Source organism: Polaribacter sp. Asnod1-A03, from assembly GCF_045063585.1.
Lineage (GTDB): Bacteria > Bacteroidota > Bacteroidia > Flavobacteriales > Flavobacteriaceae > Polaribacter.
This window is the reverse complement of record NZ_JBEFOE010000009.1, coordinates 623,695-644,460: the sequence shown is the minus strand read 5'-3', so window position 1 is coordinate 644,460 and position 20,766 is coordinate 623,695. Positions and strand designations below refer to the sequence as shown.

Annotated in this window: 17 protein-coding genes and 1 riboswitch; of the genes, 14 read left to right on the top strand and 3 right to left on the bottom strand. The window is 29.2% G+C overall.

Features of this window, described 5'->3' with window-relative positions; translation table 11 throughout:
• Position 1 precedes the first annotated feature (1 nt).
• Positions 2 to 1,060, bottom strand: coding sequence for a 3-dehydroquinate synthase (gene aroB, locus ACJJVY_RS03285; protein ID WP_405605100.1), 1,059 nt, complete (start codon positions 1,058 to 1,060; stop codon positions 2 to 4).
• 89 nt (positions 1,061 to 1,149) lie between these two features.
• On the opposite strand from aroB, the gene ACJJVY_RS03280 reads away from it, so the two are divergent.
• From ACJJVY_RS03280 to ACJJVY_RS03215, 14 genes are all read left to right on the top strand, one after another.
• Positions 1,150 to 2,313: a proline dehydrogenase family protein gene (locus tag ACJJVY_RS03280; RefSeq protein ID WP_405605098.1), complete on the top strand. Its 1,164-nt coding sequence runs from the start codon at positions 1,150 to 1,152 to the stop codon at positions 2,311 to 2,313.
• Positions 2,313 to 2,624, top strand: coding sequence for an LETM1 domain-containing protein (locus ACJJVY_RS03275; RefSeq protein WP_405605096.1), 312 nt, complete (start codon positions 2,313 to 2,315; stop codon positions 2,622 to 2,624). Before ACJJVY_RS03280 ends, ACJJVY_RS03275 begins: the two co-directional genes overlap by 1 nt.
• Before the next feature lie 32 nt (positions 2,625 to 2,656).
• Positions 2,657 to 2,751, top strand: a riboswitch (TPP riboswitch).
• 69 nt (positions 2,752 to 2,820) lie between these two features.
• Positions 2,821 to 3,024 carry a sulfur carrier protein ThiS gene (gene thiS, locus ACJJVY_RS03270; RefSeq protein ID WP_405605093.1) on the top strand — a complete coding sequence of 68 codons (204 nt, stop codon included), beginning with the start codon at positions 2,821 to 2,823 and terminating at the stop codon, positions 3,022 to 3,024.
• 157 nt (positions 3,025 to 3,181) lie between these two features.
• Positions 3,182 to 5,041 (top strand): phosphomethylpyrimidine synthase ThiC, encoded by a 1,860-nt coding sequence (gene thiC, locus ACJJVY_RS03265; RefSeq protein ID WP_405605091.1) that lies wholly within the window; start codon positions 3,182 to 3,184, stop codon positions 5,039 to 5,041.
• A gap of 202 nt (positions 5,042 to 5,243) precedes the next feature.
• Complete coding sequence (locus ACJJVY_RS03260) at positions 5,244 to 5,846, top strand: thiamine phosphate synthase (protein ID WP_405605089.1); 603 nt, start codon at positions 5,244 to 5,246, stop codon at positions 5,844 to 5,846.
• Positions 5,847 to 5,915: 69 nt separating this feature from the next.
• A complete protein-coding gene (locus ACJJVY_RS03255; RefSeq protein WP_405605087.1) occupies positions 5,916 to 6,677 on the top strand; it encodes a hydroxymethylpyrimidine/phosphomethylpyrimidine kinase in 762 nt (253 codons plus the stop codon).
• Complete coding sequence (gene thiE, locus ACJJVY_RS03250; RefSeq protein WP_405605085.1) at positions 6,677 to 7,282, top strand: thiamine phosphate synthase; 606 nt, start codon at positions 6,677 to 6,679, stop codon at positions 7,280 to 7,282. The genes ACJJVY_RS03255 and thiE overlap by 1 nt, the downstream gene beginning before the upstream one ends.
• A gap of 104 nt (positions 7,283 to 7,386) precedes the next feature.
• Positions 7,387 to 8,157: a thiazole synthase gene (locus ACJJVY_RS03245; protein ID WP_405605083.1), complete on the top strand. Its 771-nt coding sequence runs from the start codon at positions 7,387 to 7,389 to the stop codon at positions 8,155 to 8,157.
• Between the two features lie 3 nt (positions 8,158 to 8,160).
• Positions 8,161 to 9,276: a 2-iminoacetate synthase ThiH gene (thiH, locus tag ACJJVY_RS03240; protein ID WP_405605081.1), complete on the top strand. Its 1,116-nt coding sequence runs from the start codon at positions 8,161 to 8,163 to the stop codon at positions 9,274 to 9,276.
• A gap of 6 nt (positions 9,277 to 9,282) precedes the next feature.
• Entirely contained in the window at positions 9,283 to 10,338 is a 1,056-nt protein-coding gene (moeB, locus tag ACJJVY_RS03235) for a molybdopterin-synthase adenylyltransferase MoeB (protein ID WP_405605079.1), read from the top strand.
• Positions 10,339 to 10,462: 124 nt separating this feature from the next.
• A complete protein-coding gene (gene typA / locus ACJJVY_RS03230; protein WP_405605077.1) occupies positions 10,463 to 12,232 on the top strand; it encodes a translational GTPase TypA in 1,770 nt (589 codons plus the stop codon).
• A 118-nt stretch (positions 12,233 to 12,350) separates the two neighbouring features.
• Positions 12,351 to 13,127, top strand: coding sequence for a zinc-dependent peptidase (locus ACJJVY_RS03225; protein WP_405605075.1), 777 nt, complete (start codon positions 12,351 to 12,353; stop codon positions 13,125 to 13,127).
• Positions 13,128 to 13,165: 38 nt separating this feature from the next.
• The gene (locus ACJJVY_RS03220) at positions 13,166 to 13,543 is read left to right on the top strand and encodes a hypothetical protein (RefSeq protein WP_405605073.1); all 378 of its coding nucleotides are present in this window, start codon (positions 13,166 to 13,168) and stop codon (positions 13,541 to 13,543) included.
• Positions 13,544 to 13,751: 208 nt separating this feature from the next.
• Positions 13,752 to 14,558, top strand: a complete 807-nt coding sequence (locus ACJJVY_RS03215) for an SHOCT domain-containing protein (protein ID WP_405605071.1) — start codon at positions 13,752 to 13,754, stop codon at positions 14,556 to 14,558.
• 110 nt (positions 14,559 to 14,668) lie between these two features.
• Here ACJJVY_RS03215 and eutB read toward each other — a convergent pair whose 3' ends face one another.
• On the bottom strand, positions 14,669 to 17,002 hold the full coding sequence (gene eutB / locus ACJJVY_RS03210; RefSeq protein WP_405605069.1) for an ethanolamine ammonia-lyase subunit EutB: 2,334 nt from the start codon (positions 17,000 to 17,002) through the stop codon (positions 14,669 to 14,671).
• Between the two features lie 109 nt (positions 17,003 to 17,111).
• On the bottom strand, positions 17,112 to 20,765 hold the full coding sequence (locus tag ACJJVY_RS03205; protein ID WP_405605066.1) for an AAA family ATPase: 3,654 nt from the start codon (positions 20,763 to 20,765) through the stop codon (positions 17,112 to 17,114).
• Between the last annotated feature and the right edge of the window lies 1 nt (position 20,766).

The following is a 20,766-nucleotide window of genomic DNA, read 5'->3' as shown; positions in this document are numbered from 1 at the left end:
TTTATTGATTATAAAACTCCATACTCTCAACAATTAGAGCTTCAGGTACTTTACAATCTATTTTATAATCTTCAAAATCGTTTAAAAGAACAAAGTTTACTTGTCCGTTTACGTTTTTCTTATCGTGTTTTAGCAATTCCATAATATCAGCAAAATCTTCTTTTAATAAATTTATCTTATTATAGATTGATAAAACTACTTCTTTTACTTCGTTTACTTTTTCTGAAGGAAACCCTAATAATTTTTCAGACATATAACATTCGCAAACCATACCAATAGCAATGGCTTCTCCGTGAGTTAAGTTTTCTTTGTCTTCAGATTCTAGATAAAAAGATTCAATTGCATGTCCTAAAGTATGCCCAAAATTTAAAATTTTACGTAAGTTTTTTTCTTTAGGATCTTGTAAAACAACTTCGTTTTTAATTTCTATAGATCTAAAAATTAAATCGCTAATTTGTAATTTTGGGTTATTTTTAATTTCATTAAAAAGGTTTGTATCATAAGTAACACCATATTTAATAATTTCTGCAGTTCCAGATTTTATTTCTCTTTCTGTAACTGTTTTTAAATAATCAGTATCTACAATTACCATTTCTGGATTTGCAAACAAACCAATCTGATTTTTCAAAACACCTAAATCTACACCAGTTTTGCCACCCACAGAAGCATCAACCATAGACAAAAGAGTTGTAGGTATGTTTACAAAATCAATTCCACGTTTAAAACAGGAAGCTACAAAGCCACCTAAATCGGTAATAACACCACCTCCTAAGGTAATTAACAAACTTTTTCTATCGCCACCCAATTCTGTAATAGCGTTCCAAACACCTATACAAGTTTCTAGATTTTTGTTAATTTCTCCGGATTCAATTTCAATTACTTCAATTTTTTTATCAGTATTTAAATTTTGAATAAATTTAGGATAACAATGTTCAAAAGTATTCTCATCAACCACAATAAAGATTGTAGAGTAATTATTTTTTTCAATTAAATTAGAAAGAGATATGTATGCTTTGTCTTGAAAATGAACAGGATATGTAACTGCTGGTATAGAATTCATTGGTAATTTATTAAGTGTGCAAAATAAAAATAAAAAATTCAATTATTACCATTCTATAGTTATATTTGTTTCGTTTAAAATAATATCGAATGAAACTTTTTGATAATACAGAAGTTGCTTTTTCTTTAAAGTCAGATTCTCAATTAGAACGTGCTTATTTTTTATTTAGGATGATACAAAGCCAACCAATGGTGAAAATTGGTAGTGCTGTAACCAATTTTGCATTAAAAGCACATTTGCCAATAGAAGGTTTAATCCGTTCTACAGTTTTCGATCATTTTTGCGGAGGAGTAACAGAAACCGATTGTTTGCCAATTATAGATAACATGTATAACAACGGAAGTGTACATAGTGTTTTAGACTATTCTGTAGAAGGTAAAGAAGATGAAGCTAGTTTTGATGGTGCCTTAGAAAAAATTTTAAGAATCATCAATTTTTGTGAAGAAAAAAAATCGATTCCTTATGCAGTTTTTAAACCCACAGGTTTTGGTCGTTTTGGCTTATATCAAAAAATAACAGAAGGAGAAAAACTAAATGAAGAAGAAAAAGAAGAATGGAGTAGAGTTGTTACTCGTTTTCATAAAGTTTGTAAAGCAGCTGTAGAAAAAGATGTACCTTTATTAATAGATGCAGAAGAAAGTTGGATGCAAACTGCTGCAGACGATTTAATTGAAGAATTAATGGAAATCTATAATAAAGAAAAAGCTATTGTTTTTAATACTTTACAAATGTATCGTCATGATAGATTAGATTATTTAAAAGAACTTTATTTAAGAGCTCATCAAAAAGGATTTTATATTGGGATGAAAGTGGTTAGAGGAGCTTATATGGAAAAAGAACGAGAAAGAGCAGAAGAAAAAGGATACTCTTCTCCAATATGTGAGAATAAAGAAGCAACTGATATTAATTATGATGCTGCTATACGATTTTTAATGGAACATCAAAAAATGGCTTTATTTGCAGGAACTCATAATGAAGAAAGTTCTTATTTAGTGATGGATTTAGCCCAAAAATACAATATAGATAAAAATGATAAACGTCTTTGGTTTGGGCAATTATTTGGTATGAGTGATCATATTAGTTATAATTTAGCAAATGAAGGTTATAATGTTGCAAAGTATTTACCTTTTGGTCCAGTAAGAGATGTAATGCCTTATTTAATAAGAAGAGCAGAAGAAAATACATCGGTTGCCGGACAAACAAGTAGAGAGTTAAATCTGCTTAAAACCGAAAAAAAGAGAAGAAAATTATAATGACAAGCTTAGAGGAATTAAAATTATTGCTAATTAGAAATAAACTTAGGCTAGATCAAGAATTAAGGCAAAGTAAAGAGGCAATTTTCTTAATAAAAAAATCTACACATTCTAGTTTATCCGAAGAAGAAAAAGAAAAAATTAGAATTCAGTTGTTAGATATTTGTAAAGCAATACCTGCTTTGGCAGTATTTTTATTGCCTGGTGGCGCTTTGTTGTTACCGCTTTTAATCAAATTAATTCCAGATATTTTACCATCTGCATTTCAAGATGATTTGCCTGGCGATAAAAATAAAAAATCAACTTTATAAAATATTTCAGAATATTATAATATATTTGAACTATTAAACTTTAGGAGTAGCTAGGTAACTAGTTTGAGAAATATCCTTAGAACCTGATTTGGTTAATACCAGCGTAGGAAAAAGTCATTCTTAAATGCATGCTTATACATATTATATGTATATAAATGTATCTATTTTCTTCTAGAGTTTACTTTAAAAATCAAGTATGATGACTATAAAAGTAAACAACGAAACTCAAGAAATTTCCAACAAAACAACATTACAAGAATTGGTTGAACATTTAAAAATTCAAACCAATGGCATTGCTATTGCCATAAATAACAATGTTGTTAAAAAAACGGAATGGTCTTTAAAAAATCTTCAACAAGAAGATGTTGTTTTAATTATAAAATCTACTCAAGGCGGATAAATCTACTGATAATTAAATATTTGAATATGTCAGTTCGAGTGATTTTGAGGTACGAAAAATTGTATCGAGAACTTTTTGAAATCGCAAAATTTATGAGAATTGACTAAGTTTTATAATAGTACACAATTAAACAAAACAACACCTTTTAAAATATAATATGAAGAAAAAAGACACCGCACCAAAAGAAGGACAAGTAACAAGAAACCCTTTTCCAAACTCGAAAAAAATTTATGTTCAAGGAAAAATACATCCACAGATTAAAGTGGCAATGCGAGAAATTTCTTTGAGTGATACAACGGATTCGATGACGAAAAAGAAAACACCCAATGAACCTGTTACCGTTTACGATACTTCTGGGCCTTACACAGACCCAAATAAAGAAATTAATGTTCATAACGGAATAGAAAGAATAAAAGAACAATGGATTTTAGACAGAAATGATGTTGAGCAATTAGAAGGATTTACTTCAAAATATTGTAATCAACGTTTAAACGATAAAAGTTTAGACCACATGCGTTTTAGCCATTTAAAAAAGCCAATGCGTGCTAAAAAAGGTCAAAATGTAACACAATTACATTACGCTAAAAAAGGAATTATTACTCCAGAAATGGAATACATCGCAATTCGTGAAAATCAACGAATTGATGAAATGACTGAGATTAGAAAACAACACAAAGGAGAACACTTTGGTGCTTCAATTCCAGATAAAATTACTCCAGAATTTGTACGAAGTGAAGTTGCCAGAGGTCGTGCAGTAATTCCATCTAACATCAATCATCCAGAAGCAGAACCTATGATTTTAGGAAGAAATTTCTTGGTAAAAATTAATGCAAATATTGGTAATTCTGCAACAACTTCATCTATAGAAGAAGAAGTAGAAAAAGCAGTTTGGGCTTGTCGTTGGGGAGCAGATAATATTATGGATTTATCTACAGGACAAAATATTCATGAAACTCGTGAGTGGATTGTTCGTAATTCTCCTGTTCCGGTTGGTACCGTACCAATTTATCAAGCTTTAGAAAAAGTAAACGGAGTTGCAGAAGATTTAACGTGGGAAATTTTTAAAGATACTTTAATAGAACAGGCAGAACAAGGTGTAGATTATTTTACAATCCATGCCGGAGTTTTATTGCGCTATGTACCAATGACAGCAAAACGAGTAACAGGAATCGTTTCTCGTGGAGGTTCTATTATGGCAAAATGGTGTTTGGCGCATCATAAAGAAAGTTTCTTATACACACATTTCGAAGAAATTTGTGAGATTTTAAAATCATACGATGTTGCTTTTTCTTTAGGAGACGGGTTACGTCCTGGTTCGGTTGCCGATGCAAATGACGAAGCACAATTTGCCGAATTAGAAACTTTAGGTGAATTGACAAAAATTGCTCGAAAGCACGAAGTACAATGCTTTATAGAAGGTCCAGGTCACGTGCCAATGCACATGATTAAAGAAAATATGGAAAAGCAAATTGAAGTTTGTGATGAAGCTCCTTTTTACACTTTAGGACCTTTAACAACAGATATTGCTCCAGGTTACGACCACATAACTTCGGGTATTGGTGCCGCCATGATTGGTTGGTTTGGTTGTGCAATGTTGTGTTACGTAACGCCAAAAGAACATTTGGGTTTACCTAATAAAGAAGACGTTCGTGTGGGGGTTGTTACTTATAAATTAGCGGCACACGCTGCCGATTTAGCTAAAGGTCATCCAGGGTCTCAACACAGAGATAATGCATTAAGTATGGCACGTTTCGAATTCCGTTGGGAAGATCAGTTTAATTTAGGATTAGATCCAGAACGTGCAAGAGAATATCACGATGAAACCTTACCCGCTGAAGGTGCAAAAATCGCACATTTCTGCTCAATGTGTGGACCAAAATTTTGTTCTATGAAAATATCGCAAGAAGTTCGTGATTTTGCTGCCGAAAACGACATTGTAGATAATGAAGTAATAGCAAAAGGTTTCGAAGAAAAATCGAAAGAATTTAAAGAAAAAGGATCAGAAGTGTATTTGTAAAATAATTAGGAAGTTCCCACGCTTTTGAAAAAAAAGCGTGGGCGGGCTTTCCGTTATATCTTTTGCAGAAAAAGCAAAAGGATATCACTGCAATCCCTAACTCAACCAATAGATACGTAATTACAAGAAGTTAAAAATTATCGTCATTACGAGGAGGTACGACGAAGTAATCTTATCTTTTAGAATCAAAACTAAAAACACTATGATAGTTCTTATAGCGCCAGAAAAAGATATTCCGAATGAAATTGAAATACTTCATCAATTATTTCAAGAAGGTTTGGAATATTATCATTTTAGAAAACCAGATAAAAATTATCAAGAACATTGTAATTATTTAAATCAGATAGATAAAAAATATCATAATAAAATTGTGGTACATTATTATCATAAATTGGTAAATGAGTTTAATTTAAAAGGCATTCATTTTCAAGAACAAAAGAGAATCGATCATATTGATAACCCAAGTGAGTATTTTAAAAATCTAAATATGTACGGTAAGACAATAAGTTCTTCTTTTCATGATCCTGAAGTTTTAAAAGAGTGTTATTTTGAGTTTGATTATCATTTATTAAGTCCGGTTTTTTCATCTATTTCTAAGAAAGGATATGAAGGCAAAGGTTTTGACGTGAACCATATAGATAAAACAATTATTGGAATGGGTGGGATTAATATAGACACCATAAAAGAAACCTTAGAATTAGGTTTTAAAGGAATCGGTGTTTTAGGTGGCGTTTGGAATGCAGAAAATCCAGTTGAGAGTTTTAAAAGTATAAAAAAGTGTTACGAAGAATCTTTAAAAAATTAATTGTAAAAGTTTGTCAGTTCGAGCTCAGTTGTCAGTTCGAGCGCAGTCGAGAACCAAATACATAAAAAATTGAATCAAAAAAAATACATACTCACTATTGCAGGTTTAGATCCATCAAGTGGGGCGGGAATTACTTCAGATATTAAAACATTTGACGCGCATCATTTATATGGATTATCTGTTTGTACCGCGGTAACAGTTCAAAATGATATGGAATTTAAAAACTGTATTTGGATAGAAAAACAAGTAATTTTAAATCAAATTGAATTGCTTTTTCAACGATTTTCGATTGATGTGGTAAAAATAGGAATCATTCAATCTTGGGAAGTTTTACTAGAGGTAATTCATACTTTAAAAAAAATGAATCCAACAATTAAAATTGTGTTAGATCCAATCCTAAAAGCAAGTGCGGGTTTTAATTTTCATACAAAACAAAACTTAAAAATTTTAGAAAAAGTATTGACGGAATGTTATTTTATAACTCCAAATTATGATGAAATAAAAGAGTTATTTCCAGATAAAACGATAGAAGAAACCATCGATTTTATATCACAAAAAACAAATATTTATCTAAAAGGAGGTCATAGAACAGATAAAAAAGGCTGGGATGAAGTGTATTACAGTAAAATTGCAAAACTAAATATTGTACCAATTACAACTGATTCCATATTTGAAAAACACGGAAGTGGTTGTGTTTTATCATCAGCTTTAGCTGCAAATTTATCAAAAGATATTTCGTTAGAAGATGCTTGTAAAAACACAAAATTGTATATAGAACAATTTTTAAGTTCTAACAAAACCTTATTAGGAACACATAATTATCAGAATTAATGATTTGTAAATTACAATACATAACACAAGGTAAAACGCCAGAAGAGCATTTAGTAAATATACAAAAATCCTGTGCTGCTGGTGCAGATTGGGTGCAATTACGATTAAAAGAATTAGATACTAAGGTGATTTTAGAAACGGCTAAAAAGGCGAGAAAAATAACCTCAGAATTTAATGCAAAATTAATTATAAACGATCATTATAAAATTGCAAAAGCAGTAAATGCAGATGGAGTCCATTTGGGTAAAAATGATGAATGTCCATTAATAGTTCGTCAATTTTTAGGAACCTCTTTTATAATAGGAGGAACCGCAAATACAGTTGAAGATTGTGAAATTTTATTAGATAAAAAAGTAGATTATATAGGTTTAGGACCTTATCAATTTACTAAAACAAAAAAGAAATTAAGTCCGGTTTTAGGTGTTTTAGGATACCAAAATATATTAGAAAAACTGCAAACAAAAGTACCCATAATTGCCATTGGAGGAATTGAGTTAAAAGATGTTTCAGAAATTATAAATACGGGTATTTATGGTGTTGCTGTTTCTGGTACAATTACAAATAATGTTGCTAATGTTGCTAATTTTCAAGAAATTTTAAACTAAAATTGGTATGTCTCCTCGAGCGCAGTCGAGAGGTTTTCTAGTTTAACGAAATGATTAAGAGTTCTCGACTGCGCTCGAACTGACATCAATTTAAAACATATAAAATGAATCAAAAATTAAAAATAGCAGATAAAGAATTTACATCTCGTTTGTTCACAGGAACAGGAAAATTTAGTTCTTCTAAATTAATGAGAGCATCTTTATTGGCATCAGAAAGTGAGTTGATTACGGTGGCTTTAAAAAGAGTAGATGTTACGAACGATGAAGATGATATTTTAACACATTTAAATCATCCTCACATCAATTTATTGCCAAATACTTCTGGAGTTAGAACTGCAAAAGAAGCGGTTTTTGCAGCAGAATTATCAAGAGAAGCTTTAGAAACCAATTGGGTAAAATTAGAAATTCATCCAGATCCAAGATATTTATTACCAGATCCAATTGAAACTTTAAAAGCAGCAGAACAATTAGTAAAGTTAGGTTTTGTAGTGATGCCTTATATTCATGCAGATCCTGTTTTATGCAAACGATTAGAAGATGTTGGTGTGCAGTGTGTAATGCCTTTAGGAGCGCCAATTGGAAGTAATAAAGGTTTAAAAACACAAGATTTTTTAGAGATTATTATAGAACAATCTAACGTGCCTGTAGTTGTAGATGCAGGTATTGGTGCACCTTCTCATGCAGCTTATGCTATGGAGTTAGGTGCAGATGCCGTTTTGGTAAATACCGCAATTGCAGTTTCTCAAAATCCTATTGCGATGGCAAAAGCATTTAAAATGGCTGTGGAATCGGGTAGAATGGCTTTTGAAGCAAAATTAGCACCAGTAAGTAAAAAAGCGGCAGCTAGTAGCCCATTAACATCATTTTTAAATTAGAATATGAGTCATTTTAAAGAACTTTTTGATACTTATAATTGGGACTTTACATTATCTAGTATTTTTGATAAAACTGCTGTTGATGTAAAAACAGCTTTGACAAAAGATAAGTTAGATTTGGAAGATTTTAAAGCGTTAATTTCTCCTGCAGCAAAACCTTTTTTAGAGCAAATGGCACAAAAAAGTCAGCAACTAACCAAAAAACGATTTGGAAACACCATACAAATGTATGCACCAATGTATTTGAGTAATGAATGCCAAAATATTTGTACCTATTGTGGTTTTAGCATGACCAATAAAATACCAAGAAGAACTTTAACAGACGCAGAAATATTAAAAGAAGTTGCATTTTTAAAAGATAAAGGATACGATCATATTTTATTAGTTACAGGTGAAGCAAATAGAACTGTTGGTGTAAATTATCTTAAGAATGCGATACAGTTAATTAGATCTCAATTTTCTAATATTACTATTGAAGTTCAACCTTTACATCAAGATGAATATGAACTTTTAATACAAAATGGTTTGTATGCTGTTTTGGTGTATCAAGAAACGTATCATAGAGAAGAATATAAAAAACATCATCCAAAAGGAAAAAAATCTAATTTTGATTATCGTTTAGATACTCCTGATCGTTTAGGAAAAGCAGGTGTTCATAAAATTGGTTTAGGCGCTTTATTTGGATTGGAAGATTGGAGAGCAGATAGTTTTTTTACAGCGTTACATTTACAATATTTGCAAAAAACCTATTGGAAAACAAAATATTCGATTTCTTTTCCTAGATTACGTCCGCATTCTGGTGGATTAGAACCCAAGGTTGAAATGACAGATGCTGATTTGGTTCAATTAATTTGTGCTTTTAGATTGTTTAATGAAGATGTAGAATTGTCGATGTCTACAAGGGAAAGTGAGGTTTTTAGAAATCATATTGTAAATTTAGGAATTACATCCATCAGTGCAGAATCTAAAACCAATCCAGGAGGTTATGCAGTAGCTCCGCAATCTTTAGAACAATTCGAAATTTCGGATGAAAGGAGTACAGAAACCATTGTAGAAATGTTAAAAAATAATGGATTAGAAGTGGTTTGGAAAGATTGGGAACAATTTGAAAGCGTATAATTTTATATGAAATTAACTTTAGAAGAAAAAAAACAATACAGTCGTCATCTTATTTTAGATGAAATAGGAGAAAAAGGACAATTAAAATTAAAACAATCCAAAGTTTTAGTGATTGGAGCTGGTGGATTGGGTTGCCCTGTTTTACAATATTTAACAGCTGCAGGAGTTGGTACAATAGGTATTATTGATGATGATGTAGTTGATCAAAGTAATTTGCAACGTCAAATTTTATATACTACTGATGATATTGGTTTTTCTAAAGCTTTAAGAGCTTCAAAGCGATTATCAAAATTAAATCCGTTTGTAAAATTTAATGTTTACCAAGAAAAATTAACCAATAACAATGCGATTTATTTATTCAACAAATATGATATTGTTGTGGATGGAAGCGATAATTTTTCGACTAGATATTTAACCAATGATGCATCGGTAATTACAGAAACACCTTTAGTGTATGGTGCTATTTTTAAATTTGAAGGTCAGGTAAGTGTTTTTAACTATCACAAAAGTGCAAGTTATAGATGTTTGTATCCAACCCCTCCTAAACCAGGCGATTCTCCGAACTGTTCAGAAATAGGTGTTTTAGGAGTTTTACCAGGAATTGTAGGTAGTTTACAAGCAAATGAAGTAATTAAGTTAATCTGCGAAATAGGAGTGGTCTTAACCAATAAATTATTGATTTATGATACATTAAACATGCGTCAATTGATATTAAAATATGAGAAAAACAATTCTATAATTATTGATAAATTAGAAAATGATTATGATTTTTTCTGTGGAATAAAATCAAAAGAAAATGAAATTACTTTAGATGAGGTTGAAAAAAATATAGAATCATATAGTTTATTAGATGTTCGAGAAATATATGAACATGAAGATTATAATATTGGAGGAAAAAATATTCCTTTAGATGAATTAGAAAATCGATTGCATGAGGTAGATTTTTCTAAGCCACTGGTAGTGTATTGTGCTTCTGGTATTAGAAGCAAAAAAGCAATTGATATTTTAATAAAAAATAAGACTAAAACTAAATTATTAAACTTAAAAGGAGGTTGTTTTTAAATTTTTGTGTAATCATTTGCTACTATTTTTAAGAATAAAGTGATAACAACATAAAAATAACATGTAGAATAGTAATAAATTACATTTAATCAACTACTTTTGCACGAAATTTAAGAAATTAAGCATGCAAATCAGAAACATCGCTATTATAGCTCACGTTGATCACGGTAAGACAACATTAGTAGATAAAATTATAGATCAAGCAAAAATTCTTGACGAACGTAAAGAACGTACAGACTTATTGTTAGATAATAATGACTTAGAACGTGAAAGAGGAATTACAATTCTTTCTAAGAATGTTTCCGTTCAATATAAAGGAACAAAAATTAACGTAATTGATACTCCTGGTCACGCCGATTTTGGTGGAGAAGTAGAGCGTGTATTAAAAATGGCTGATGGTGTTTTATTATTAGTGGATGCATTTGAAGGGCCAATGCCACAAACTCGTTTTGTATTAGGTAAAGCCTTAGAATTAGGATTAACTCCTATCGTTGTAGTAAACAAAGTAGATAAAGAAAACTGTACTCCTGATATCGTTCATGAAAAAGTTTTTGACTTAATGTTTGCTTTAGAAGCTACAGAAGAGCAATTAGACTTTACTACAATTTATGGTTCTGCAAAGAACAACTGGATGTCTACAGATTGGCAAAACCAAACGGAAGATATTGTTCCTTTATTAGATGCTGTATTAGAATCTATTCCTGCTACTAAATACAATGAAGGTACTGCACAAATGCAAATTACTTCTTTAGATTTTTCTAAATTTACAGGAAGAATTGCAATTGGACGTATTTTTAGAGGAGATTTAGAAGTTGGTAAAGATTACATGTTGTGTAAAGCTGACGGTTCTACTAAAAAAGTAAGAATTAAAGAATTACACGTATTCGAAGGAATGGGTAAAGTTCAAGTAGAAAAAGTACCTTGTGGAGATATTTGTGCAATTACAGGTGTTGAAGGTTTTGAAATTGGTGATACAATTGCTGATTTAGAAAACCCAGAAGCATTACCAAGAACAGAAATAGATCAACCTACAATGAGTATGTTGTTTACAATTAACAACTCTCCTTTCTTTGGTAAAGAAGGTAAATTTGTAACATCTCGTCACTTAAGAGATCGTTTATTTAAAGAATTAGAAAAAAACCTTGCATTAAAAGTAGAAACTACGGACAGTGAAGATAAATTTAACGTTTTTGGACGTGGAGTTTTACACTTATCTGTATTGATTGAAACAATGCGTAGAGAAGGTTATGAGTTACAAGTGGGAAGACCACAAGTAATTATTAAAGAAATAGATGGTAAAAAACATGAGCCAATGGAAACATTGTCTATTGATGTACCAGAAGAAATGGCTTCTAAAGCAATTAACTTAGTTTCTCTTAGAAAAGGAGATATGTTAGTGATGGAACCAAAAGGAGATTTACAACATTTAGAATTTTCAATTCCTTCTAGAGGTTTAATTGGTTTAAGAAATAAAATTTTAACTGCTACTGGTGGTACAGCTATTATTAACCATAGATTTAGTGAATATGGTCCTTATAAAGGAGACTTTACTGAAGAAGTAAAAGGAGCAATTGTTTCTTCTGCAGCTGGTAAAGCAACAGCTTATGCATTAAACCGTTTACAAGATAGAGGTGTTTTCTTTATTGATATCAACCAAGAAATTTATGTTGGTCAGGTTATTGGAGAAAACTCTAAATCAGACGATATGGCTGTAAACTTAATTAAAGGAAAGCAATTAACAAACATGCGTAAATCTGGTACAGATGATGCTATGAAAATTGCTCCGAAAGTAGATTTCTCTTTAGAAGAAAATATGGAATACATTAAAGCTGATGAGTATTTAGAAGTTACTCCAGAAAGCTTACGTATGCGTAAAATTACTTTTAAAGCATAATTATAAATTCTGAACTTGGTTTCGGTATTTTAATTAATAATATTTTAAAAAGCTCAAGTTTATAAACTTGAGTTTTTTTTATGTTTAAAATGCATAATTTTCACTTTTAAAAATAAGAATGATTCATATTATTTTAACAGTTTTAATTCTCGTTGTTTTATATTTCATTTTAAAACCAAAAAGAAAAACTAAAGCATCAATATTAGAAAAAGCCATAATTCCAGAACATTGGCATAATTTACTAATAGAAAATGTATTATTTTATAAAAAACTAACAGTAAGAGAGCAAAAGGTTTTTTGTGATAAAATGTCTGCTTTTTTAAGCAGAACAACTATTAAAGCCATTCATTTTGATTTAGAAGAATTAGATATACTTTTAATTGCCTCTAGCGCTGTAATTCCTGTTTTTAGATTTACTAATTGGCATTATACAAACTTATCAACTGTTTTAATTTATCCAGATTATTTTGATAAAGATTTACAGTTTGATAAAAAAACAAAAAATAGAAATATTGCTGGATTAGTTGGTTCTGGAAGATTCGAAAATCAAATGATTTTATCAAGAAAAGCGTTACATCATGGTTTTAACAATAAAACAGATAAAGGTAATACAGCAATTCATGAATTTATTCACCTATTAGACAAAGCAGATGGAGTTGTTGATGGAATTCCGTCTGCGTTACTAGATAAACAATATATTATCCCTTGGTTACAATTAATGCATCAAAAAATAGAAGAGATTAACAATAATAAATCGGATATTAGAAGTTATGGAGGAACATCAGAAATTGAGTTTTTAGCAGTTGCTGGTGAATATTTTTTTGAAAGACCAAAATTATTTAAAAGAAAGCATCCAGAATTATATAAAATGTTACAAGCATGTTTTGTTAAGTAATTTTACGTTTAATAATTTGTTATTTCTATTTTTGCAGTATGAGCGATTTTAAAGTCCTTTTTGAAACATTACAAGAGAGTTTAGTAAATGATGATTTTGTAAAGTTAACACTAAGTAAACCTATGCGAAAAAGTGAAGGTTTATTAAATGTTTATGCACGTTTATTTAAAATTGATGGTAAAAATATTTTTGAATTAAAATATCGTTTTACAGAAGAAAATGAGTTTAAGCAATTTTCTTTTGATGAATTAACTTTAGAACTAGAAAAATTACTAATAGAAACTTTTAGAACCGGAACTTTGTTTACTCTAAATGAAGATTTAATCGTATTAGTTTCTAAAAAGAAGTTAGTTTCTTACAGAGATAATGCACCTAGTTTTAAAAATAAATTACCAGAAATCCCTTTACAATCATAATTTCATATTGATTCTTCTGTTTTACTACATTATCTGCTTTAAAGTGTATTTTTGAGAGTTAACATATTTATTGTCATATAAATAACTATTTTTTATTAATAAAAATTTCATATAAAAAAGTGATTTTTAGAAATACTATAGTCTACCTTTGTACAAAAATTTTAAGTTAAATATCTTTATTAAATTAAAGAATTAAAACATAAATAAAATGAATGCAATATTCACAGATGCAAGTTTTCAAAACATGCTAAACGTTGCAAATAGATACGGAATAAGTTCAAATGCTGTTACAGATTTAACGCATTGTCTTATGAATAGTAATGGATCTATGGCACAATTTAATATTCCAGAATTAGGTGGTGGTGGCCAATGGATGTTAGGTGGAATGACTATGGTTGGAGACATGTTTAACAACCAACTTAAATACACTGTTGATGGACTTTGTAATGATTTATCTAACTTAATTCAGCAAGGTGCTATCCAATACAAACCATTACCACAATTAAAAAATCAACAAGGTGGTTTTTCTACTAATTGGTGGGGAGATTTAGGTTTTCCTAATTCTACTGGAAGTCAAAACGGAACAAGCTATGCTATTTTTAATAATATAAATCGTTTGGCGATTCAAGAAAATGGTAAAGTAACTATTTTTGATACTTTAGATAATAATATAGGTGGAGTAGGGCAACAGCAAGGAGGGAATTATTCTGTAACTTTTACAAGCCAATACGGAACGGTAAACTTAAATTCTTTACCTATTGTTTCTGGTGGAGAAAATAACCAACCTCAAGAAATAGTTCCTCAACAACAAGGTTTTCAAAATACTATTGTAGAGGAAGCTCCTTTTGCACCAGTAATTAATAATGAACCTGTACAAGAGTTTGTAGAACAGACAAGTGCTGTAGAAGAAGATATTTTTGCTAAAATAGAAAAATTAGCAGGTTTAAAAGATAAAGGAATTCTTTCTAATGTAGAATTTGATAATAAAAAAACAGATTTATTAAGCAGATTGTAAGTTTTTAGAATCATGTCCTAATAGTAAAAAAGCTCTTGTATATATACTTGAGCTTTTTTTATTATGACAGTTTTTATTCTAATATAATTTTTTCTCTGTTTGAGGAATTTTTATGCTATAATGTTATCATGATTTAGATTCATTAAGAAAAGCTCTTTTAAAATAGTTGATGTATCTGTAATTGCATCTTTAAGATTTAGAGAAGTATCAGAAATACCTGAAACAACTCTAGAAATATCATGATCTACATTGCCTTTTTTACTCCATGTAGAAGAATTAGCTACTGTTAAATAAGCTGAAAAATTATGATGACCAGATCCAGGACGTTCTCCTATTATATGTATAATAGCATGGTTAGATGAAGTTGTGTTTTGTCCAAAAAGAATTTCTCCACATTCATAGCCAGCTCTTACACGACCATTTTTTATAACAATATGTTGATTACTTGTTGTGTAATTTTGTTCTTTTAATTTATCCATTAAACCATCTAAAAAAGGTAATACATGGCCTTGATCCATCAAAGCTTTGGCATTTAAACCATCAGAAATAATGATTTGAATATCTGGTATTCGCTTTTTCCAATTATTTTTTATGTGACCGATTTTATTTACAGCTATTTCTTCTAGATTTTCTCCAGATTCTGGATGATACACATAATCTTTTCTATCTTTGGATAATGTTGTAATTGAAATAGAAGAAGGGATTGTTTCTATAAAAGTTGTGTCAATTTCAGTCCATAAACTAACTTTTGCATCATCATATAAATATTGCACATTTTTAGCAAGTTCCGGTTTTAAATCCCAATAATTATCTCCGTAACCTTGAGCAATTGGTACTCCACGTTTTTCTATACGGCTAATGACTTCTTTTCCTTCTTTATAAATTTCAGCTAAAGAACGTTTATCGTTTTTTGCTTTTAAATATTTAGAATATACCCAAATAGGATCACCAAAATGTTCGGTAGGATTACCATCTCTATCAATTATTTCTAATTTTTTAAAGAATTCCCACATAGCATCGTTTACTTTATAATCAAATTGCTCTCTAACTTTTACATGATTATTAAATGCGGTTGTTAAGTAACTCAGCATTGGGTCATTCTTAGTTGGCAACGCCATTAAATAAGCAGGATTTGCAGGCATAACTTGCTCTATACACCAATCTAAATCTTCTAAATTTACATCCATATGTAATGTAGAACAAATGTCTAAACCAATAGTTAGACCATGTAGTTTCCCCATAACAGTATCTTCTAAACAGCAACGAACTAATTGTTCTTTTGTTCTAAAAACTTCTGGACCAATAAAACCGGCAACATCATTTACATGAATCCAAGAATTATTTTTCTTTTTAAGAGCATTCATTTTTTGCTTTAAAACTCTTAAAAAACCATATTTTCTAGATTCATGCATTACCATATCAAAACCTTCTGCATGCCCGTTAGTTAAATCTGCGCCTTGCCCTGTTTCTGCATAAAAACCAAAATGGCCATTTCTTTCGGCTGTGTATTGTAACATTTTATCAATAGTTAAATCAAAAGTTTTGTTAGCATTAACTGTACCAGCAATACTTTGAAACCAAATACCTGTATTTGCTAATTTTTGTCTTTCTACTTCAGCTTGAACATCAACATGAGAAAGCACACAATTAGGAATTGTTTCTTCTAAATTAAATGTAGAAATAATATCAAACAATGCATTTTCTACTTTGGCAACGGATTTTATTTCACTAGAAACAGGATTTGTTCCTAATACAACATCACCCACGGCATAAGACCAAGCATCAAAAACTTGCCAAGAAATATCTTCTATATTGTCTGTTGGTGAATTGGGTTGTACTCTTGCTCCCATATAACCTTTGCTTCCTATTTTACTATTTGGTAATGGGTTAAAAACTTTTTTACCAATAGAAATTAACTCTTCATTATTCATTAATTTAACTAAGCAAGCAATAATATCACTACTAATACTAGGCATAATTTCTTTAATTTCTTCTTCTGTTTTTGTTAGCGTAAAGTCTTTTAATTCTTGTAGAGTCCAGTTGTTTATTTCTTCGTTTGGTATTATATAACTCTCAATCAGTTCTAAAATTCCATCTTCATAAACAATATGTTTATTTAAATCTTTAATTTTTGTATTACTTAATAGTGTTCTTGCGTAAGATCTAGAAGTATTATCGTAAGCAGCAATTTTAAGGGTTTTATCACCTTCTTTAAATTCATTAGCAGCCCCTAAAATTTGCTTATAAAGCGTGTTACTAAATGTACCATTTTCTCTTTTTATGTAAGAAAAAATATCTTCTTTAGGAATTGGTTTTTTAAGAATAACATCTGTTATCTTAACGCTTTCTATTTTTTGTTTTGAAGAAAAAAAATTACAACCATTTAATAATAAAATAGCAGAACCAGTAATGCCTGTTTGTTTTATAAAGTCTTTTCTAGTCATTGCTTTTCTATTTATTATTAATAAATTAATTAAGGCTAATTTACTTTTTAAAATTAAAAAAAACAAAAACTAATCAATTGTTTTATAGTGTTTTGTATGTTTAGATAATTTAAACGATTGCCACAGAACTAATGCCATTACTTTTTTTAGTAATCTGTATTTGTGTAGTAATGCGTTCTTTTAAGTTTTCTACGTGAGATATAATTCCAATCATTTTTCCTTGAGATTGCAGTGTTTCTAGGGTAGAAATTACAGTTTCTAAAGTATTACCATCCAAAGTACCAAAGCCTTCATCAATAAATAAGGAATCTATTTTTACATTTTTACTCGCCAAATCAGACAAACCTAAAGCTAAAGCCAAACTGATAATAAATTTTTCTCCACCACTAGAAGTATCTACCAATCTTACTTGATCTGTTTGATAATGGTCTATCAAATTAAAGTTTAATTCTTCTTTTGGTTTGTAATTTTCTTCCATTTGCAAAGAATAACGTTTGTTTAATTTATACAAATGAACATTGGCAAGATCTAACAAATGCTTTAAAGTTAAGCGCTGTACGTATACATTAAAGGCATCTTTAGAATTACCAATAAGTTTAAAAAGTTCTCGCCAAACAGCACAAGTTTTATCTTGTGTGTCTATCTTCTTATAAGTTTCTAGATTTCTGTCTTTTATTTCTTTATCTTTTCTAAATGCCTCAGCAATTTTACCTTTTGCAGTTAATAATGTATCTTTTTTAGATTTTAAAAGCTCTAAATTTTGTTTACTTTCAGGTTCTGAAGTTGTAAAATTTTTACTTTCACTTAATTGTTTAAAAGCTTTTAAATTCTCTTCTTTTAATGTTTTTATTTTAAGTTGATTTTCTTTAATTCGATCTCTATACTTGCTATAAGCAATACTGTTTTCTTCGGATAATAATGCTGTTTCAATATTTTCTTTTGATTTAAAATCACTGATTTTTAATTTATTATCCAGTGTTTTTACAAAGTCATATTTTTTTGTAGATAATCCCTTTAAATCCTTTGTGTTATTGATTTGTAAAGTTTCTTGTTTTGCTTTTGCTTCAAGTAAATTTTGTAAAGCTTTTGCACTTAATTTTGCTTTTTCTGAAAAATCATTTTTTGTTTTTTGTAAGTTATTTCTTTTACTTTCTACAGAAAGGTCAATAGGTAAAAGTGCAATTCTTTTGATAGTTAAACTTTGATATTCTTTAGAGGAATTTTCAATTGCTTTTATAAGTTCTGTTTTGTTTTTAGAATGATTTTCTAATTGAATATTAAGATTCTCTAATTTTGTGTTTACAATTTTATTTTCCGATTTTAAGATTTCTAGATTTTTTTCAGTTTTATTAAATTCAGCAATACTTTCATCAATTTCTTTTAAAAACGGATTTATTTCCGAAAGAATAGGAAGTTTATATTCATATTTAGCCAATTTTGTTTTTAAATGGCTTTCTAAATCAGTAAAAAGTTTATTTAGTTCTTTAATTGATTTTTCTTCCTGAGAAATAACATCATTTGCATTTTTATTTTTTTCTTCTAGCGTAGCAATATTTGTTTTTAAATGACTGATGGTATCATTTTCTGTTTTACTTTCTTCAGCTAATTTGTCTTTTTCTACTTGTAATTCTTGAGCTTTTTTTAAACTTTTATTGATTGTAATTAGTTGTTTTTCCTTAGAAATTAATTCCATTTCAATTTTATCAAAATCAGTTAATCCGCAAATAATTGGTATTGCATCTATCTTATCTTTAATACAAATTATTTCTTTTGAGTTAGTTATAAGTTGCTCTAATACACTTTCAATACGAGTTTGTAATGCCGTTTTTTGATTTTGAAATTTAGCCTTTTCTTCGTTTAACTTTTGTAATTCTTTTGTTCTTTTTGTTAGTTCTATTTCAGATTCAGAGATATTAATAGCTATCAAATTTTCCGTAAAAGGATGCTGTATAGAACCACATAAACCACAAGGTTCTCCGTGTTTTAAATGTTTTCTATCGTGTTCATATTTTGCAACGCTTCGTTCTAAATCTAATATTTTAGAAGCATCTTTTACTAATTTTTCTTGATTTTCAACCTCTTTTTGTAAAGTAATTATTTTTTCATAAATGTCTTTTAAATGCTTTGTGTGATTGCTTTCTTCAGATTTTAAATCAGTTTTAATGTTTAGTAATTTTTGATGCTGAACAGCAAAATCTTTAAATTGTTTCCATTGCTGTTCTGATTTGCTACAAGTTTCTTTTTGTAATAATAAATTAGTAAGATTATTCTTTTCTAATTGTATATTTATCGCAGAAATTTTAGTTTCAATTGTTTTTATTTTTACTGATTTTTCTTGATAAACTTTGATGTTTTCTGTTAGAGAATCAGATGTTTTTAAAATTTCCTGTTTTTTGTTTTTAACTAATAAAATACTTTTTTCTAAGGATAATTTATGTGTTTTTAAAGTAGAAAAATCTGTTCTCCAATTTGTTATTTCTGAAGAAACGGATTTTAAAAATGCATTTTTTTGTAAGTAAGTAGTCTTCAAAGCTATCAGTTTTATGTTTTCACTAAAACTGGTTGTTAAGCTTTTTTCTTCTTTTGTTATTGAATCTATTTCTGATGTAACTTTAGTAAGACTCTCTGTAGTTTTATCCTTGGTAAGAAGTTCATTTTTTAAGGCAGTATCTAAATTGTTAATAATATCAAACTTTGGTAACCATGCAATAAATTCTTTTTCGGAAACTTCTACTTTATTGGCATCTTCTTGGTTTTGTTTTTCTAGTTGATTTATTTTTGGTTTTAAATCATTTAAAATCTTTGTTATTTCTGCTTGTTGATTTTCTTTTAAAATAATCTCTTTTTTAGTTCTGTTTAAATCAGTAATTAATTCTTTAAAAGGCAAAGCTTTTTCATGTAAGATTAATGTATCTAAAGCTGGCTGATGTTTTTGTATAAAATTATCAATACTTTTTGCAGCTTCTTCATGTTGCTTACTTTCGTTTGTCAACTTTGTAAAACTTTGATGCCAATCCACAACTTTTTGTGCGGATTTTATATCAGTTTCAGTGGTTTTAATATTAATATCTAAAGTTTTATCTTCAGTAATTAAATCAGTTTTAGTATCTTCATTTAAAATATCATCTGAATTAATTTTAGCTTCAATTTCTTTTAATTTTTTTTCTTCTTCAGATTTTCGATCTAATATACCTTGCCCAATTTTTTTATAAATTTCTTCACCTGTAATTTGTTCTAATAATTTGCCTTTTTCTGGACCTTTTGCGGTTAAAAAAGAAGCAAATTCACCTTGAGCTAAAAGTACAGAACGTAAAAACTGATTATAATCTAATTGAGTTACCTTGTTAACTTCCGTAATTAATTGTCTTTTTTGAGTCGCTAAAATTGTTTCTGTACTTAAATTCTTTAAACTGACTTCTTCTTTCGCATTTTTATACTTTTTGCCTTTTTTATCAGCAATTCTTACTCCCCAAAAAGCTTCGTAATTAATATTATTATTACTAAAAGTAACTCTACTATAAGCATCGTTTGCACCATGGCTTACCACATCTAATAAGGTTCCTTTTGTTCCATTAAAGCGAGGTACGTTATGGTACAAAGCAATGGTAATAGCATCTAAAATAGTGGTTTTACCAGCACCTGTAGAACCTGTTATGGCGTATAAACCTACATCTTTAAATTGCTCATTTTCAAAATTAATAAGAATAGGCGTATCCGATTTTAACGAATTGATATTTTGTAATTCTATTTTTAAAATTTTCATA

Coding starts and splice junctions, on each gene's coding strand:
- ACJJVY_RS03275 (WP_405605096.1), top strand. CDS start 2,313: ATGACAAGCTTAGAGGAATTAAAATTATTGCTAATTAGAAATAAACTT.
- thiC (WP_405605091.1), top strand. CDS start 3,182: ATGAAGAAAAAAGACACCGCACCAAAAGAAGGACAAGTAACAAGAAAC.
- thiE (WP_405605085.1), top strand. CDS start 6,677: ATGATTTGTAAATTACAATACATAACACAAGGTAAAACGCCAGAAGAG.
- moeB (WP_405605079.1), top strand. CDS start 9,283: ATGAAATTAACTTTAGAAGAAAAAAAACAATACAGTCGTCATCTTATT.
- ACJJVY_RS03280 (WP_405605098.1), top strand. CDS start 1,150: ATGAAACTTTTTGATAATACAGAAGTTGCTTTTTCTTTAAAGTCAGAT.
- eutB (WP_405605069.1), bottom strand. CDS start 17,002: ATGACTAGAAAAGACTTTATAAAACAAACAGGCATTACTGGTTCTGCT.
- ACJJVY_RS03220 (WP_405605073.1), top strand. CDS start 13,166: ATGAGCGATTTTAAAGTCCTTTTTGAAACATTACAAGAGAGTTTAGTA.
- ACJJVY_RS03205 (WP_405605066.1), bottom strand. CDS start 20,765: ATGAAAATTTTAAAAATAGAATTACAAAATATCAATTCGTTAAAATCG.
- thiH (WP_405605081.1), top strand. CDS start 8,161: ATGAGTCATTTTAAAGAACTTTTTGATACTTATAATTGGGACTTTACA.
- typA (WP_405605077.1), top strand. CDS start 10,463: ATGCAAATCAGAAACATCGCTATTATAGCTCACGTTGATCACGGTAAG.
- ACJJVY_RS03215 (WP_405605071.1), top strand. CDS start 13,752: ATGAATGCAATATTCACAGATGCAAGTTTTCAAAACATGCTAAACGTT.
- thiS (WP_405605093.1), top strand. CDS start 2,821: ATGATGACTATAAAAGTAAACAACGAAACTCAAGAAATTTCCAACAAA.
- aroB (WP_405605100.1), bottom strand. CDS start 1,060: ATGAATTCTATACCAGCAGTTACATATCCTGTTCATTTTCAAGACAAA.
- ACJJVY_RS03260 (WP_405605089.1), top strand. CDS start 5,244: ATGATAGTTCTTATAGCGCCAGAAAAAGATATTCCGAATGAAATTGAA.
- ACJJVY_RS03225 (WP_405605075.1), top strand. CDS start 12,351: ATGATTCATATTATTTTAACAGTTTTAATTCTCGTTGTTTTATATTTC.
- ACJJVY_RS03245 (WP_405605083.1), top strand. CDS start 7,387: ATGAATCAAAAATTAAAAATAGCAGATAAAGAATTTACATCTCGTTTG.